Origin of the sequence: Megasphaera jansseni (genome assembly GCF_047974155.1) — a bacterium.
GTDB lineage: Bacteria > Bacillota > Negativicutes > Veillonellales > Megasphaeraceae > Megasphaera.
On the sequence record NZ_JBHYRR010000020.1, the window covers coordinates 42,433 to 58,821 of the forward strand.

Below are 16,389 nucleotides of genomic sequence, written 5' to 3' on the forward strand. Positions count from 1 at the left end.
CTTAAAGAAAAGAGGTAAACCTATTATGAAAACAATCAGAATTGGCGGTGGCCAAGGTTTTTGGGGCGATTTAAGTGATGCACCGATTACTATGGCAAGGGAAGATAATCTTGATTACATCTGCTGCGATTATTTGGCTGAATTGACCTTATCCATTATGAGACGTCAACAGGAAAAAAGGCCCGAAGCTGGGTATGCTCGTGATTTTATTACGGCTCTTAAAGGGATGCTGCCGTATATTGCAGAAAAAGGGACCAAAGTTATTACGAATGCCGGTGGGATGAATGTTAAAGCCTGTGTCGAAAAAGCTAAAGAAGCTATTCGCGAAGGGGGATATCATTTGAAAGTTGGCTATGTACTGGGAGATGATGTGCGTGAAATTATTCCTCAGCTCCGTCAACAGGGTATTACGATGAAACACATGGATACGGGTGAAGATATTGATCGGATTTTACCTAATATGGTGAATGCCAATGTTTATTATGGGGTAGAACCTATTGTCAAATGTTTAGAAGATGGAGCTGATATTATTATTCTTGGTCGTTCAACAGATACGGCTATGTTTGAAGCTCCCCTTATTTATGAATTTGGCTGGAAATATGACGACTGGACTGCAAAAGCTACAGGTATTTTGGCGGGTCATCTTTGCGAATGTGGCGCTCAGGCAACAGGGGGGAACTATGATTATGATTGGGAACATGTTCCAAGCCCAGAAAATTTGGGCTATCCGATTGCCGAAATCAGTGAAAAAGGTAGTTTAATTTTGACAAAAACAAAAAATACTGGCGGGCTTGTTACTCCGCAATCTGTGAAAGAACAGCTTCTTTATGAAATCCATGACCCTTCTAAATATATTACGCCTGATGTAGTTGCTGATTTCAGTAAAATTACGGTAGAAGAAATTGAACGGGATCATGTTGCTGTCCGCGGTGTTACTGGGACGCCTGCCCCTGATACGTTAAAACTTTGTGTTGGTTATCTGGAAGGATATCGGACGATTGCTTATTTGCCGTATTCTTGGCCTAGAGCATTGGATAAGGCTAAGATGGCAGCTGACATTCTTGATAAACGCCTGGCTATGAAAAATGCAAAAATTATTCGCAAGAATATTAGCTATCTTGGTGTTAATGCCCTTCATGGGCCATTGGCTCCTGAAATCGATGCTGATCTCAATGAAGTTGTTTTACGGTATGCTATCATGACTGAATCGAAGCAAGAAGGACTGAAATTAACTCCAGAAGTTGCTGCGGTCAGTAATCTGAATGGTCCGGCACAGGGGTGCTTCTTCGGCGGACGTAGTCGACCGAGTGAAGTTTTTGCACTATGGCCTACTTTGATTCCGAGAGATGCCATTAAACTTACTACATATGTTGAGGAGGTCTAATATCATGAAAGTACAGTTAAAAGATATTGCACATGGTCGTTGTGGAGATAAAAGTGATACATCAAACATTTGTATTTATGCTCGTGAACCGAAATACTATAAAGCGATGGCAGAACAGTTGACGCCAGAACGAGTACGTCGTCATTTTGAAGGCCTTGTTTTTGGCGATGTCACTCGCTATGATGTACCACAATTAGATGGGTTTAATTTTGTTATGCATCACGCCTTGGATGGCGGTGCTACTCGTTCATTGCGTTTAGATACATTGGGGAAATGTATGGAAGCGGCACTTTTACGTATGTATATTGAAATTGATGATGAATAGGAGATGGATGTCATGGCAAAACCGTTACAGGGCATTCGTGTCCTAGACCTAACTCGTGTTTTATCAGGACCATATTGCACTATGTTATTAGCAGATATGGGTGCTGAAGTTATTAAGATAGAATCCCCTAGAGGAGATGACAGTCGTGCCTATCCTCCTTTTGATAAGGGAATTAGCGCTTATTATGCGAATTTAAATCGTAATAAAAAAAGTATAAAACTTGATTTGCATGATGAAAAAGCAAAAGATGTGCTGCGTAAGCTAATAAAGATTTCGGATGTCTTTGTAGAAAATTTTAAACCTGGAACTATTGCGAAAATGGGATTTTCTTATGAGGAAGTCAAAAGATTGAATCCTAATATTGTCTTTGCTTCTATTTCTGGATTTGGACAAACTGGGCCTTATCGACTGCTTCCTGGATATGACGTTATTGCTCAAGCTTTAAGCGGTATGATGAGTGTTACTGGTTGGCCTGATTCGCCGCCAACTCGTACAGGTACTGCTATTGGTGATGTATTAGGTGGCTTGAACTGTTGCATTGGAATCTTAGCAGCATTGCAGGGCCGCAATACGCAGCATCACGGTGAATATGTTGATATCGGCCTTGTCGATTGTTCTGTTAGCGCAATGGAAACCATTACTGAAATTTATATGGTAGAGGGACGTATTCCTAAACGCGCTGGCAACCGTTATGAATTTATTTATCCATACGATTCTTTTGAAGCCTCGGATAAATGGATTGTCATAGGGGTTGGTAATGATGCTATCTGGAAACGTTTTTGCGAAGCTACCGAACATGATGATTGGTTTGCTGATGAACGTTTTAAGTTGAATAAAGATCGGGCAAATCAAAAAGATGAATTGAATGCGATGGTTACTAGTTGGACCAAACAGCATACGGCTAAAGATATCATTACATTGCTTCGAGCTCACGGTGTTCCTTGTGCGCCTATTCATGACGTAGCAGATGTCGTTAATGACGAGCATATTGCCAAAGCACGACAGATGATTTGTGAAATAGATCATCCTGTTGAAGGTAAGATGCGAGTTACTGGGAACCCTGTTAAAATGACTGAAGCCGATCCCTATACCTATGTGAAAGCACCGACATTAGGGAAAGATACGGGAGATGTACTGTCGAATCTCCTTCATTTAAGTCCTGACGATGTTTCGTATTTTACGAAGGCAACTACTGACTGATATTCTGGATTACCATGATTCCCGGGCTCTTTCTTATAAGAGTCCGGTTGAATCAAGATAAGGAGGTTTAAGATGTTAGCAATTGTTGGACTGATTACGATTTTACTCGTCTTAGCATCGATTATGACAAAAAAATTGTCGACGATGTCAGCATTAATTGCAATTCCTATCGTTGCATGTCTTTTTTTAGGGCAAGGTAGTGACCTGGGAAAATATATGCTTGCTGGGATTAAGAATGTAGCTCCGACTGGAGCCATGTTCATTTTTGCAGTTTTATTTTTTACTATTCTAGGTGATGCAGGCGTATTTGAAAAAATTGTTAATAAAATTGTAGGCATTGTGGGTTCAAATCCTGTTAAAGTTTGTATCGGAACCTATGTCATTACTATGTTTGCACATTTAGATGGTTCAGGGGCTGCCACTTTTTTGATTGTTATACCGGCGTTGCTCCCTATTTATGAGAAACTGAAAATGGATCGCCGGATTTTAGCCACTATTGTTGCTTTAGGTGCTGGGACAATGAATATGTTGCCTTGGGGCGGGCCGACTTTACGAGCTGCAACGTCATTGGATATACCCGTTATGGATTTGTTTAATCCTATGATTGTACCGCAGATTGCAGGGATGGCATGTGGGATTGCAATTGCAGCCTTTTTTGGAATGAAGGAAAAACGCCGATTAGGAACTGAATTAGCCAGCATCAGCGTAGCGCCAGCTGTATTATCAGAAGAGGAGCAAGTGTTACGCAGACCAAAACTTTTTTGGTTCAATCTCATTCTAATCATTGTGACTGTTGCACTTATGGTTGAAGGCACCTTGCCTCCTGTAGGTTGTTTTATGGCTGCCTTGGTCGTCATGCTTATTGTTAATTACCCTGATGTAAAATTACAAGGAAAATTGATTGATGCTCATGCGAAAGAAGCCTTAATGATGGCCAGTGTCTTATTTGCAGCAGGGATTTTTACAGGAATCATGAAAGGTTCAGGGATGATTAGTGCGATGGCAAATGGCTTGGTAGAAATCATGCCAGAATCTTTAGCTCCCCATTTTGCTGTTATTATTGGGGTCATTTCAATGCCGGCTAGTCTTTTGTTTGACCCAGATAGTTTTTATTTTGCTGTTTTGCCAGTTTTGGCACAAGCTGCAGATGCCGTTGGCTTGGCTGGAGTAGACTTAGGCCGGGCGGCTATTGCTGGGGAAATGACATTAGGGTTCCCTATTTCCCCACTTACACCGGCAACGTTCTTATTGATTGGGCTCACAGGAATTGATTTAGGCGAACATCAAAAACATACCTTTTTGTGGGCATGGCTTGTATCGCTGGTCATTCTCTTTACGGCGATTATTGTCGGAACCATTCCTTTATAAGCGTACTAAAAATGATAAATATTGAGGACCATAAAAAGTCCGACATGGTAGTTTTTATATCATGTTGGACTTTTTTATAAAATAGAACCTTATTAAAGGAACGTTACTTCTGAGTACAGACGATGATGAAGATAAAAAATATATTTTTTAATGGAAATAGTTATTATAATATATGTACAATGTAATAATATTTGTATATAATTGAGATAAATAACAAGTGAGAAAGAAGGCTGGCTATGATGAATCTGAAGAGAGGGATAGTGGCAGGACTTACTTTTTTGTGCCTGACTTTGGGAGCTGGAAGTGCGTTTGCTGAAGATGTTTGGGCTTATACGTATCACGACGGGACGCAGGCCTATGTTGACACGAATTCTATGTATCGTTTACTTGGGGGAAAAATCCACGTGAAAGTCAAAAAGGTTAAATGGGACCGGGTTATTTCAATAGAAGAATTCCTGTTCAATCATGATGAAGGTTCTTGGTGGTACGGCTATCGATTTGACAATGGCCCTTACAAAGGTGGCGGAAATGTAACTAACAGTGAATCGGTATGGAATATTTTCAATGTCGTTCAGCAGTATTTATGATTCAGAATGGATTTGCAAGGGTTTCTGCTATCATGCGAGGCTCCTTTTGCTTTAATGTTTGAGACGATGGCTTTTAAATTTAAAAGCAGCCGCTAACCCCTAACCCCTAGCCACTAACAACTCAAAAAGGGGCTGTCGCACGAAGGTTTTTGCCATCATGCGAGGCCCCTTCAACTTAAAAGTTTTTCGTTCGTAGTTCATCGTTCATCGCGATGGATTGATATTTTTAATCCCATACGACAAACGATGAACGACCTACGATCAACGTAAAAAGAGGCTGTCTTAATGCGACAGCCTCTTTTTTCATGCCCAGACGAATCCGGTCATAGCCATGGACCCTAAGGTACAGGTATTATTGAATGGCGTAGCTTTATCCGTTCCGGCGGCGCCCAGGCAATAGAGCAGGGGCAGGTAGTGTTCCGGTGTCGGTACGGCGTAGGCTGCGTGTTCGTGATTTTCGTAATGGATGACGTCGTCGATGTTGCCGGCTACGACGTTATCGACGATGTCCTGGTTAAATTGTTTGGCCGCTTCAGAGCCACTGCGTTTATTCCATTCGACGCGGCGCAGGTTGTGGACGATGTTGCCGCTGGCCCAGATGAGGTAGCCTTTTTCGCGGAGCGGGGCGAGTTTCTGACCGAGTTCAAAGCATTGGTCCGGCGTAAATGTGCTGTTTACAGAAAGCTGGACGACGGGAATGGGCGCGTTGGGGAACATGTGGACCATAACACTCCATGTTCCGTGGTCGATACCCCATGAATCGTCGATAGAAACGTCATTCCCCAAAAGCTGACAGACATCCTGGGTCAGCGCCGAACAGCCTTTGGCCGGGTATTGGAGCTGGTAGAGCTCTTCCGGGAAGCCGTACATGTCATAGATTTGTCGTGGCTTTTCGGCACTTTGGATATACGTGCCTGGAACATACCAATGGGCCGAGATGGCCAGGATGGCTTTGGGTCTGTCCTCACTGGTTAGAACGTCTGCGCCGACGCGCTGCATTTCGCGCGTCAAGTCGTTTTCATCGATAGCCAGCATCGGACTGCCATGACCGGTGAAGATAACAGGCGTTTTTTTCATTATGATGAAATCCCCCTTTGCATAGAAAACATAAAGATAAAACCATCTTAAGTATATCATGAAGTTACTTTACGTCAACAAACGGCTATTTTTCACATATTTAATAATCACGGGGGAGTTGCAAAAATTTACGAATATTATAGTGCTGTATTCCATCCTGGCTAAAGTCGAGTTCGTCCATAGAAACGACGTATTTGGGATAATTGTCTTTTATGTCTTTGTATACACGGAATTCGCGTTCGATAGTTTCTGGTGAAGCGAGTAAATATGTGACCTGGACATAACATTTTTGATTTCCTTTTTCGGCAATGAAATCGACTTCAAAATTTCCTGTTTTGCCAATCGTTACCGTATAGCCGCGGCGCAATAATTCCAAGCAGACAATGTTTTCTAATATTGGGTCGATATCGCGGGCATTGTAGCCATATACGGCTTCTTGCAGGCCATGGTCAACGACATAGTACTTTTCGTTGATGGAAAGCAGTTTCTTCCCTAATAAATCTTGGCGGGGGATTTTATAGAATAAATAAGCTGTTGTACAAGCATTCAAGTAATTCAATACGGTATCGTTGGAAACTTTTCGATGTTCACTTTTCAAGTATTTTGTAATGTTAGAAGCACTGAAAACGTGGCCGATACTGCTGAGGGCATATCCGATGATGCGCTCTAATAAATCGACGTCGCGCAGATTATTCCGTTGGACGATATCCTTCAAAATTACGGAATTGTACATATCCTGCAAATACTGACGAGATGGGCCTTCTTGGAAATGAAGATTCATTAAGAAAGGCATCCCACCGAAGAGCAGGTATTTTTGGAAGGCTTGCGGGGTATCGTCTAATTGATTTGCTAATATAAATTCTTGATAAGAAAAAGGATAAATGACGAATTGAACATAGCGGCCGGCTAAATAGGTGGAAAGTTCCCCAGAAAGCAGCTTGGCATTTGAACCGGTGAGATAAATATCGACATCGAAAGCGATACGCAGGGAATTGATGACCCGTTCCCAATTCGTCACTTCTTGTATTTCATCTAAAAAAATGTATATTTTTCCTTTTATAGCAGCTGCTTTGTCTGCAATCCATTGATAGAGTGCCATGGGTTGGCACAAGGGGAGATTGGCTAAATCTTCAAAATTTAGGCTTATCATTTGATCAGGACGGACTTGTTGAGATAATAGTTCTTCCTGGATTAATTGCAGCATGACTGATTTTCCGCTGCGGCGTATTCCTGTCAATACCTTTATGAGATTCGTGTTAATGAACGGTCTGATTTGTTTCATGTAATATTCGCGCTGAATCATGGTATCCCGTCCTTTCTGAAAAACTATTTATACTATTATACCAGTATTTTTTGCAATTTTCTATAATTCATACTATTATACTAGTATAAATTATGAAAAACGGTAAATTCAACTAGTATAATAGTTGAATTTTTCGTTTACTTGTGAGGATACGCTTCTTTTGCTATAATAAACGGGTAACGTACAGGTTACGGACTTGATTTTTTAGAGATAACGACTGTGCGTCCTTTTGGGCGCCTTGGTTATCTCTTTTTTTGTTGGGAGGAATTATCGTGGAAGTTCGTCATTATCATTGGAAAGATGGAAAGTCCCTGACCGTTGGGGAACGGACGCTGGTCATGGGCGTCCTCAATTATACGCCTGATTCTTTTTCGGATGGCGGAAAGTGGAACAACGCAGATGTGGCTTTGAAGCACATGGAAGAGATGGTAGCCGATGGGGCGGATATCATCGATATCGGGGCCGAATCGTCGCGGCCGGGCTTTACGCCCATTTCGGCAGCGGAAGAGATTGCCCGGCTGGAAACGATTTTGCCACGCCTCGTCGAAGCTTGCCCGGTTCCCATTTCCGTCGATACGTATAAAGCCGAAACGGCAGATTATGCCATGCGTACTGGGGCTCATATCATGAATGATATCTGGGGCCTCCAATATGCGCCGGAACCGGGGCAGATGGCGGCTGTAGCTGCCAAATACGGCGTGCCTGTCGTCGTCATGCACAACCAGGACGGCACGGAATACGACGATATCATAGAAGATATGAAGCGTTTCTTTATCCGCTCGGCCATCATTGCTGATCAGGCCGGCATGAGCCAGGATCAGATCATCACCGACCCGGGCATCGGCTTTGGCAAGACCTTTGACCAGAATGTCTACGTCATGAAGCACCTGCGGGAACTGACGGCCCTGCCGTATCCCATGCTCTTGGGGACGAGCCGCAAAGGCTTCATTGGCAAGATTCTCGATTTGCCAGTTACGGAACGGATGGAAGGGACGGGAACGACCTGTGTTGCTGGTATCCTGGCGGGATGCACGATTGTCCGCGTCCATGACGTCAAACCTATCGCCCGCATGTGTAAGATGGCCGACGCCCTGCGCCCGGAAAAGTAGTTAGGTAAAACCTTTTACCGCATAAATATGACGAAACTTCCTTGACCACCGTGGCCTGTCGGCGGTATAATGGCTCAAATATATGTGTAGGGTTATAGGAGGTTTCTATATGGAAAATAAAAGTCTGCGCGGCCTCGTCGTATGCCGCAATTTTTTACAGGATCCGGTCATCAAAGCACTGCTGACCGTCCAGGAACAGGGCGATAATCCCTTTGGCAAGCATGAAGCGGCTGCCGTCCTCTTGGAACGGGCGGAACAGCTGGGCCTCAGCGGCAATATCCTGCGCCAGTATTTCCTCTATCTCCTAGGGGAAGGCAATACGGTGGCAGCTGAAGCCATTGAACGGTCTGGCAAGGCCGGTACGGGCATGACCAAGGCCCTGCTCTTGGATATGACCCTGCTCTGGCCCTATCTGCAACAGGCGGCTTCGGACTTCCTCGATGTTGATTTCCTCGACAACTACGAACCGGCTGTGCCTAAGGTCTATGGGTACGTACAGACCTTGGAAACGGCCCTTATGGCAGCATCGACGCCGGAAGAAGCGACCAAGACTTTGCTGCATCATTATGCAGTATATGGCCGGGGTAAACTGGCACAGTTCATGGCTTTCCGCATCGGCGAACACGGAGACCTCGTAGGTATCGAGAATTTTCCGCATCTCGCCTGGGACGACCTCATCGGCTATGCGGCCCAGAAAGAAAAGCTCCTGGCCAATACGACGGCTTTTCTGGCTGACCGGGCTGCCAATAACGTTTTGCTGACGGGCTCCCGTGGGACAGGCAAGTCGACGGCGGTCAAAGCCCTGGTCTGCCGTTATCATGAACAGGGCCTGCGCCTCATCCAAGTCCAGCGCGGCCAGCTGCACAACCTGCAGCAGCTTATGGAAAAACTCGGCGACATCGGCAGCAAGAAGTTCATCCTCTTTTTGGATGATTTGTCTTTTGACGAAAATGAAAAAGAGTATAAATATCTCAAGTCGGCCATCGATGGCGGCGTCACGCCACAGCCGAAAAATGTGCTTATTTATGCAACTTCGAACCGCCGCCATCTCTTGAAGGAAACGTGGCGCGACCGCAACGACGAACTGGACGAAGTCTATCGCGACGACAGCACGAATGAATCGATTTCCCTGTCGGACCGCTTTGGCCTTATCCTCCATTACTCGGCACCGACACAGGATGAATACTTGCAGATCATCGCCCATGAGTTGAAGAAAGCCGGCATCACCCTGGATCCGGAAGAGCTGCGCGTCGAAGGCGTCCGCTGGGAAATGGAACATTCCGGCCGTAATGGCCGCATTGCCCAGCAGTTTGTGAAATGGTATCTTGGCAATCGCAAGGCTTAAGAATCTTAGGCAAATAAACGTTTAACCGAACTTTTTTCGGAAAATTTCCAAAAAAGCATTGACAAATGGCACGGCATTTTGTAGAATGTGTTCAAGCTTTTCAAACGGGCCGCAACGATAACGGCTCGCAAAAGCATATAGTGAAATCTGATGACGGGAAAGAGTAGTTCGTCCGGACATTCCCAGAGAACCGGCGGCTGGTGTGAGCCGGTAATGAATGGCGAGTGAAAATCATCCCCGAAGAGAAGTGCTGAAGCAAGATTAAGCACTGACGATTTTTCCACGTTATAGGAAACGCGTATGTTGGTACGTTGTAGAGAGCCTGGTTGCAGTAATGCACCGGGAATCAGGGTGGTATCGCGGAATAGTACTCCGTCCCTCAGTGAGGGGCGGAGTTTTTTTGTTGGCCTCTTTCGACGAATCTCTAAATCCCAACGAGAATAAATTATTTTATACTCAAGGAGAGATGTTATTATGGCAAAAGTATTTTATGATCAGGACGTAAATTGGGACGTAATGAAAGGCAAAAAAGTTGCTGTTATCGGTTATGGCAGTCAGGGTCATGCTCATGCATTGAACCTTAAAGATAGCGGTGTCGACGTTGTCGTTGGTTTGTACAAAGGCAGCAAATCGGTAGAAAAAGCTAAAGCAGCCGGCCTTGAAGTCAAGACCGTTGCTGAAGCTGTTAAAGATGCAGACGTCACGATGGTCCTCATCCCGGACGAAAAACAGGCTGACGTCTATGCAACAGAAATCGCTCCGAACTTGAAATCCGGCAGTGCCCTTGCATTTGCACACGGCTTCAATGTTCATTTCAAACAGATCGTTCCGCCGGCTGATGTCGACGTATTCATGGTCGCTCCGAAAGGACCGGGTCATCTCGTACGCCGTACTTTCGTAGAAGGCGGCGGCGTTCCTGACGTATTCGCTGTCGAACAGGATGCTTCCGGCAAATGCTTCGACCTCGCTTTGGCTTATGCCCGCGGCATCGGCGGTACCCGCGCCGGCGTCATCCAGACGACTTTCCAGGAAGAAACGGAAACGGACCTCTTCGGTGAACAGGCTGTCCTCTGCGGCGGTATCTGCCAGCTCATCACCAACGGTTTTGAAACCCTTTGCGAAGCTGGTTATCAGCCGGAAATCGCTTATTTTGAAACCTTCCATGAAATGAAATTGATCGTCGACCTCATGTATGAAGGCGGCATGGCTAAAATGCGTAAATCCATCAGCGACACGGCTGAATATGGCGATTACACGGCTGGCCCGCGTGTCGTAACCCAGGAATCCAAGAAAGCCATGAAAGAAGTTCTCCATGACATCCAGTCCGGCGCTTTCGCCAAAGATTGGCTCCTGGAAAACAAAGCCGGCGGCCGCGCACACTTCCTCGCTATGCGCCGTCAGCATGCTGAACATCCGCTCGAACAGGTCGGCGAAAAACTCCGTGCTATGATGCCGTGGCTCCACAACAACGACCAGAACGACTAATTAAAATCCGTTCATCGCAGGCCGTTCATCGTTCGTCGAAAGAAAAATGATGAATGACCTTCCTCGATGAACGAACTACTAGCAACGATGAACGATATTAGATGAGGTGAATGAGATGAAAATGACCGGAGCACAAGCAGTGATCGAATGCTTGAAACGTGAACAGGTACAAGTCGTCTTCGGCTATCCCGGCGGGGCTGTCCTGACGTTATATGATGAATTATATAAAGCCCAATTTCCCCATATCCTGACAGGCCACGAACAGGGAGCTGTCCACGCCGCTGACGGCTATGCCCGCGCCACGGGCAAGCCCGGTGTCTGCTTTGCCACGTCCGGCCCTGGCGTTTGCAATATGGTTACGGGTATTGCGACGGCCAATATGGATTCCATCCCCCTCGTCGTCATCAGCGGACAGGTAGCGACGCCCCTCATCGGACGCGATTCCTTCCAGGAAGCTGATATTTCCGGTATTACCACACCGATTACGAAACACAACTATTTAGTGAAGAACGTCAAGGAATTGCCCCGGGTCTTGAAAGAAGCCTTTTACATCGCAACCACAGGCCGGCCCGGGCCGGTCCTTGTCGATATTGCCAAGGATGTATTCGATACACCTTTTGAATTTGAATATCCCGAAGAAGTTCATCTGCGCGGCTATCAAGGCCATCATGTAGGCAATGAAGCCGATGTCGACCGCGCTGTCGAAGCCATTGAAAAGGCCAAGCGACCGGTCATCCTCACCGGTGGCGGCGTCGTCCTTTCCAACATGTCGGACCGGTTGAAGCACATCGTCCAGCAGATGCACGTCCCTGTCGTGACGACTCTCATGGGCAAAGGATGCGTTCCTGATACCTATGATGCCCATTTGGGTATGGTCGGCATGCACGGCTCGTACGCTGCGAATATGGCTGTGACCAAGTGCGACCTCTTGGTGGCTATCGGTGCCCGTTTCGATGACCGCGTCACTGGCGACGTCGAAAATTTCGCGCCGAATGCGCAGATTGTTCACTTCGATATCGATAAAGTAGAAATCAACAAAATCGTTCATGCAGACATTAGTGTCAATGGCGACCTCCGCTGGTCCCTGCCGCTGCTCGACGAAAAGCTGGCAGCGCACGAAACACATTTGGCTGACCGCTATGGCGAATGGCGGACTTTCGTCCTCGATATGAAGGCCGCCCATCCCTTTGCCACGCGGGACCTTCCCGATGCCGTTTCGCCGCAGAAGCTCTTTGAAGAAGTCCAGAAATGGACCGATGATGATACTATCGTCGTCACCGACGTCGGCCAGCACCAGATGTGGGCGGCACAGTTCTTCGATTTGAATAAGCCCCGCCGCTTCGTCACTTCTGGCGGTTTGGGTACCATGGGTTATGGCCTGCCGGCTGCCCTCGGTGCCAAGCTGGGCTGTCCGAAATCGAAAGTCGTCTTGTTCACTGGTGACGGCAGTATCATGATGAACTGCCAGGAATTCGCTACTCTTCATAAATACGGCGTCGATGTCAAGACCATCGTCCTTCACAACAATGTCCTGGGCATGGTCAATCAGTGGCAGCGCATGTTCTACAACGGCCACTGTGCCGAATCGGTCATCAATGATAATCCCGATTTGACAGCCGTATCCGCGTCCATGGGCGTCCCCGGAACGGCCGTCCACAAGCCGGAAGACCTGGCTAAGGCCGTAGAAGCTCTGTTCAAGACGGAAGGGCCGGCACTGCTCGACGTCTTCATCCCGGCTGATGAAAATGTCTATCCCATGGTCCCTGGCGGCAAGCGCCTGGACCAGATGGTATTGGGAGGTGAAGGGAAATGATGAGACAACATCTCGCCATTCTCTGCGACAATAAACCGGGCGTCCTGACGCATGTCGCCGGTCTGATCAGCCGCAGAGCCATTAATATTGAATGTATCAATGCCGGCTATACGGAAGAAGCCGATGTAACGCGTATCAACATTGTCGTTTCCGTCGAAAACCGCTGGGAACTCGACCAGGCGGTCAACCAGCTGGCCAAGCTCATCGACGTCATCAAAGTCGTCAACCTCGATGATGCGCCGTTCATCAGCTATGAACTGGCCATGATCAAAGTCCAGAGTCCGACGCCGCAGACCCGTGAAGAACTGACCAATATCGCCCAGCTCTTCAACGCCAAGATCGTCGACGTCCAGCGCCGTTCCCTGGTCCTGCGCCTGACCGGCCGGGAAGACCATATCGAGGCACTTTTAGAAATGTTGAAAGATTATGATATTATTGAAATTGCCCGGACTGGGCAGATTTCCCTGTCCCGCGGCGAAGCAGCCGTCAAGGATATGTAAAGAAAGGATGAATACCATGCGCAGTGATGTTGTTAAAAAGGGCGTTACCCGAACCGCCCATCGTACGTTGTTCCACGCTATGGGCTATAGCGATGAAGATTTGCAGAAGCCGTTGATCGGTATCTGTAATGCCTTCAATGAAATCATTCCCGGCCATATCCATTTGCGCGATATTGCCGAAGCTGTCAAGCTTGGCGTAGCCGCTGCCGGCGGTACACCGATTGAATTCCCGTCCATCGGCGTCTGCGACGGCATTGCCATGGGCCATCGCGGCATGAGCTTTTCCCTGTCCAGCCGTGAATTGATCTGCGATTCCATCGAAGCCGTTGCGACAGCACATGCTTTCGATGGGCTGGTCCTCATCCCGAACTGTGATAAAATCGTACCGGCCATGCTCATGGCCGCCGGCCGCCTCAATATCCCGACGGTCGTCGTCAGCGGCGGCCCGATGCTCGCCGGCCGTCATAACGGCAAGAATATCAGTGTCAGCACCATGTTTGAAGCAGCTGGCAAAGTGGAATCGGGTCAGATGACACCGGAAGAAATGCACCAGATGGAATTCCAGGCCTGCCCGGGCTGCGGGTCCTGTTCCGGCTTGTTCACGGCCAACACCATGAACTGCATGACCGAAGTCCTCGGCATGGGCCTGCCTGGCAACGGCACGATTCCGGCTGCCTATACGGGTATGCGCCGCATGCTGGCTAAGAAAGCTGGTCAGGTTGTCATGGATTTGGTCCGCAAGGATATTAAACCGCGCGACATCATGACTTTGGAAGCCTTTGAAAATGCCATTGCTGTCGACATGGCTATCGGCGGTTCTACGAATACGGCCCTCCATTTGCCGGCCATTGCCCACGAAGCTGGCGTCGACCTCTCTCTCGACGAATTCGATAAAATCAGCCGTAAAGCTGCTTATATCTGCAAGATGAGCCCCGGTGGCACCTACCACATGCAGGACCTCGATGAAGCCGGCGGTATCTGTGCCGTCATGAAAGAAGTTTCTAAATTAGGCCTCATCCATACGGATGCCAAGACAATCACCGGCACTGTTGGCGACCGCATCAAAGATGCCAAGATCCTCAACCACGATGTCATCCACTCCGTAGAAAATGCTTATATGCATAAAGGTGGCATTGCCGTCCTCAAAGGCAATCTGGCTCCGCTTGGTTCGGTCATCAAAGAAAGTGCTGTCGAACCGGACCTCTTGGTCTATAAAGGCACGGCTAAATGCTATGATTCGGAAGAAGCTGCTATTGCCGCTATCATCGGCGGTGAAATCAAAGAAGGCCACGTCGTCGTCATCCGCTACGAAGGACCGAAAGGCGGTCCGGGCATGCGTGAAATGCTCAACCCGACAGCCGTCATCACCGGCATGGGCCTGAAAGTCGCCCTCCTGACCGACGGCCGCTTCAGCGGTGCCAGCCGCGGCGCCTGCATCGGCCATATCTCGCCGGAAGCCATGGAAGGCGGTCCGTTGGCCCTGGTACACGACGGGGACACCATTTCCATCGACATCCCGAACCGTAAGCTGGAACTGGAAGTCAGCGATGAAGAACTGGCTAAACGCAGAGCGGCTTGGAAACAGCCGGAACCGAAAGTCAAGACTGGCTACTTGTCCCGCTATGCTAAACTCGTTACGTCCGCCAATACGGGCGCTGTCATGAAATAAACCGTCTTTGATGTCACCTCTTGCCCCGGCAGGGCTTCTTCGGAGCTTCGGAGAATTCCTTTTTGGGGCAGGAGGTTTCTTTTTCTGGAATTATAAACATATTGTGTTAAAAGAGGGATTCATTATGAAAAAAGTCTGCACCCTTATCGGCAAATATTTCGGCGTCATCGCCGTCATCTTCCTCATCATCGGCATGACTCTGCCAACGAGCTTTTCCTGGGTCCTCGGTAAAGTAGGCGGCATTTCCGTTTTGTCCGTTCTCCTCGGCGTTATCATGTTTGGCATGGGCATGACCATGAGTGTCCACGATTTTGCTTTAGTCCTCAAGCGGCCGAAAGATGTCTTTTTCGGCGCTTGTGCCCAGTATTTCGTCATGCCGTTCCTGGCCTATGTCCTTTCGACATTGTTCCATCTCGACCCGGCCCTGACGGTCGGCGTCGTCCTCGTCGGGACCTGCCCCGGGGGTACGTCTTCAAATGTCATCACGTTCATGAGTAAAGGCGACGTTCCCCTGTCGGTTACGATGACCAGTGTATCGACGCTCATTTCGCCAATCATGACGCCGCTTTTGACGTATCTCATCATCGGTCAGCGTATCTCTTTTGACCCCGTAGGTATGTTCTTATCCATCTTGCAGATCGTCATCGTCCCCATCGCCTTGGGCCTCATCGTCAAGAGCTTCCTGCCGAAGTTGGCAGATACGGCAACGGATTATCTTCCGGCTGTTTCGGCACTGGCTATTTCTTTCCTCATCGCCGGTATCATCGGTGCCAGCCGTGATGCCATCCTCAATAGTTCGGGCATCATCCTGCTGGTCGTCATCCTGCACAACTGCCTGGGATATGCCCTGGGCTTCTTCATCGGCCATCTCTGCGGCATGAGCTGGAAGAAAATGGTCGCCCTGTCCATCGAAGTCGGCATGCAGAATTCCGGCCTGGCTACGGGCCTGGCAAAAGCTCATTTTGCCTCCCTGCCGATGGCTGGCGTTCCCGGTGCTGTCTTCAGCGCATGGCATAACATCTCCGGTGCCGTCTTGGCATACCTCTACGTCAACTACCTGAATAAACGCTTCGACTCCAACTACGAAGCCGACCAGAAAGCCGCTGCCGTATCTCCCACAACAGCTCATTAAATTCGATTCTATCCACTAACCACTTAAAAGGGGCTGTCGCACGAAGGTTTTTGCCATCATGCGAGGCCCCTTCAACTTAAAAGTTTTTCGTT

At 47.9% G+C, this 16,389-nt stretch carries 14 protein-coding genes and 1 other annotated feature; of the genes, 12 read left to right on the forward strand and 2 right to left on the reverse strand.

Annotation, left to right across the window (positions count from 1 at the left end; genetic code table 11):
• Nucleotides 1-25: 25 nt before the first annotated feature.
• From ACE418_RS08680 to ACE418_RS08700, 5 genes are all read left to right on the forward strand, one after another.
• Nucleotides 26-1,384: an acyclic terpene utilization AtuA family protein gene (locus ACE418_RS08680; protein ID WP_416450235.1), complete on the forward strand. Its 1,359-nt coding sequence runs from the start codon at nt 26-28 to the stop codon at nt 1,382-1,384.
• Between the two features lie 4 nt (nt 1,385-1,388).
• Nucleotides 1,389-1,709, forward strand: coding sequence for an AtuA-related protein (locus ACE418_RS08685; RefSeq protein WP_230583075.1), 321 nt, complete (start codon nt 1,389-1,391; stop codon nt 1,707-1,709).
• A 12-nt stretch (nt 1,710-1,721) separates the two neighbouring features.
• Nucleotides 1,722-2,909: a CaiB/BaiF CoA transferase family protein gene (locus ACE418_RS08690; protein ID WP_416450236.1), complete on the forward strand. Its 1,188-nt coding sequence runs from the start codon at nt 1,722-1,724 to the stop codon at nt 2,907-2,909.
• A gap of 72 nt (nt 2,910-2,981) precedes the next feature.
• Entirely contained in the window at nt 2,982-4,277 is a 1,296-nt protein-coding gene (locus tag ACE418_RS08695; protein ID WP_292300493.1) for a CitMHS family transporter, read from the forward strand.
• 236 nt (nt 4,278-4,513) lie between these two features.
• The gene (locus ACE418_RS08700; protein ID WP_416450237.1) at nt 4,514-4,864 is read left to right on the forward strand and encodes a hypothetical protein; all 351 of its coding nucleotides are present in this window, start codon (nt 4,514-4,516) and stop codon (nt 4,862-4,864) included.
• 303 nt (nt 4,865-5,167) lie between these two features.
• On the opposite strand, the gene ygiD is transcribed toward ACE418_RS08700, so the two are convergent.
• The gene (ygiD, locus tag ACE418_RS08705; protein ID WP_416450238.1) at nt 5,168-5,941 is read right to left on the reverse strand and encodes a 4,5-DOPA-extradiol-dioxygenase; all 774 of its coding nucleotides are present in this window, start codon (nt 5,939-5,941) and stop codon (nt 5,168-5,170) included.
• A 100-nt stretch (nt 5,942-6,041) separates the two neighbouring features.
• Nucleotides 6,042-7,223: an ATP-binding protein gene (locus tag ACE418_RS08710; RefSeq protein ID WP_416450239.1), complete on the reverse strand. Its 1,182-nt coding sequence runs from the start codon at nt 7,221-7,223 to the stop codon at nt 6,042-6,044.
• 293 nt (nt 7,224-7,516) lie between these two features.
• On the opposite strand from ACE418_RS08710, the gene folP reads away from it, so the two are divergent.
• From folP to ACE418_RS08745, 7 genes are all read left to right on the forward strand, one after another.
• The gene (gene folP, locus ACE418_RS08715) at nt 7,517-8,353 is read left to right on the forward strand and encodes a dihydropteroate synthase (RefSeq protein ID WP_416450240.1); all 837 of its coding nucleotides are present in this window, start codon (nt 7,517-7,519) and stop codon (nt 8,351-8,353) included.
• Nucleotides 8,354-8,462: 109 nt separating this feature from the next.
• A complete protein-coding gene (locus tag ACE418_RS08720; protein WP_416450241.1) occupies nt 8,463-9,698 on the forward strand; it encodes an ATP-binding protein in 1,236 nt (411 codons plus the stop codon).
• Between the two features lie 141 nt (nt 9,699-9,839).
• Nucleotides 9,840-10,081: a binding site (T-box leader), on the forward strand.
• Between the two features lie 91 nt (nt 10,082-10,172).
• Nucleotides 10,173-11,183 carry a ketol-acid reductoisomerase gene (gene ilvC / locus ACE418_RS08725; protein ID WP_416450242.1) on the forward strand — a complete coding sequence of 337 codons (1,011 nt, stop codon included), beginning with the start codon at nt 10,173-10,175 and terminating at the stop codon, nt 11,181-11,183.
• A 115-nt stretch (nt 11,184-11,298) separates the two neighbouring features.
• Nucleotides 11,299-12,996: a biosynthetic-type acetolactate synthase large subunit gene (gene ilvB, locus ACE418_RS08730; RefSeq protein WP_416450243.1), complete on the forward strand. Its 1,698-nt coding sequence runs from the start codon at nt 11,299-11,301 to the stop codon at nt 12,994-12,996.
• Nucleotides 12,993-13,496: an acetolactate synthase small subunit gene (gene ilvN / locus ACE418_RS08735; RefSeq protein WP_416450244.1), complete on the forward strand. Its 504-nt coding sequence runs from the start codon at nt 12,993-12,995 to the stop codon at nt 13,494-13,496. The genes ilvB and ilvN overlap by 4 nt, the downstream gene beginning before the upstream one ends.
• Nucleotides 13,497-13,512: 16 nt before the next feature.
• Nucleotides 13,513-15,165 (forward strand): dihydroxy-acid dehydratase, encoded by a 1,653-nt coding sequence (gene ilvD / locus ACE418_RS08740; protein WP_416450245.1) that lies wholly within the window; start codon nt 13,513-13,515, stop codon nt 15,163-15,165.
• Nucleotides 15,166-15,289: 124 nt separating this feature from the next.
• Nucleotides 15,290-16,297, forward strand: coding sequence for a bile acid:sodium symporter family protein (locus tag ACE418_RS08745; protein ID WP_416450246.1), 1,008 nt, complete (start codon nt 15,290-15,292; stop codon nt 16,295-16,297).
• The last annotated feature ends 92 nt before the right edge of the window (nt 16,298-16,389 follow it).

What these genes read in the sequence shown, in the direction of transcription:
- ilvN (WP_416450244.1), top strand. Translation starts at nt 12,993, where the DNA reads ATGATGAGACAACATCTCGCCATTCTCTGCGACAATAAACCGGGCGTC.
- ACE418_RS08720 (WP_416450241.1), top strand. Translation starts at nt 8,463, where the DNA reads ATGGAAAATAAAAGTCTGCGCGGCCTCGTCGTATGCCGCAATTTTTTA.
- ilvB (WP_416450243.1), top strand. Translation starts at nt 11,299, where the DNA reads ATGAAAATGACCGGAGCACAAGCAGTGATCGAATGCTTGAAACGTGAA.
- ACE418_RS08700 (WP_416450237.1), top strand. Translation starts at nt 4,514, where the DNA reads ATGATGAATCTGAAGAGAGGGATAGTGGCAGGACTTACTTTTTTGTGC.
- ACE418_RS08745 (WP_416450246.1), top strand. Translation starts at nt 15,290, where the DNA reads ATGAAAAAAGTCTGCACCCTTATCGGCAAATATTTCGGCGTCATCGCC.
- ACE418_RS08685 (WP_230583075.1), top strand. Translation starts at nt 1,389, where the DNA reads ATGAAAGTACAGTTAAAAGATATTGCACATGGTCGTTGTGGAGATAAA.
- ACE418_RS08710 (WP_416450239.1), bottom strand. Translation starts at nt 7,223, where the DNA reads ATGAAACAAATCAGACCGTTCATTAACACGAATCTCATAAAGGTATTG.
- ACE418_RS08690 (WP_416450236.1), top strand. Translation starts at nt 1,722, where the DNA reads ATGGCAAAACCGTTACAGGGCATTCGTGTCCTAGACCTAACTCGTGTT.
- ACE418_RS08695 (WP_292300493.1), top strand. Translation starts at nt 2,982, where the DNA reads ATGTTAGCAATTGTTGGACTGATTACGATTTTACTCGTCTTAGCATCG.
- ygiD (WP_416450238.1), bottom strand. Translation starts at nt 5,941, where the DNA reads ATGAAAAAAACGCCTGTTATCTTCACCGGTCATGGCAGTCCGATGCTG.
- ilvD (WP_416450245.1), top strand. Translation starts at nt 13,513, where the DNA reads ATGCGCAGTGATGTTGTTAAAAAGGGCGTTACCCGAACCGCCCATCGT.
- ilvC (WP_416450242.1), top strand. Translation starts at nt 10,173, where the DNA reads ATGGCAAAAGTATTTTATGATCAGGACGTAAATTGGGACGTAATGAAA.
- ACE418_RS08680 (WP_416450235.1), top strand. Translation starts at nt 26, where the DNA reads ATGAAAACAATCAGAATTGGCGGTGGCCAAGGTTTTTGGGGCGATTTA.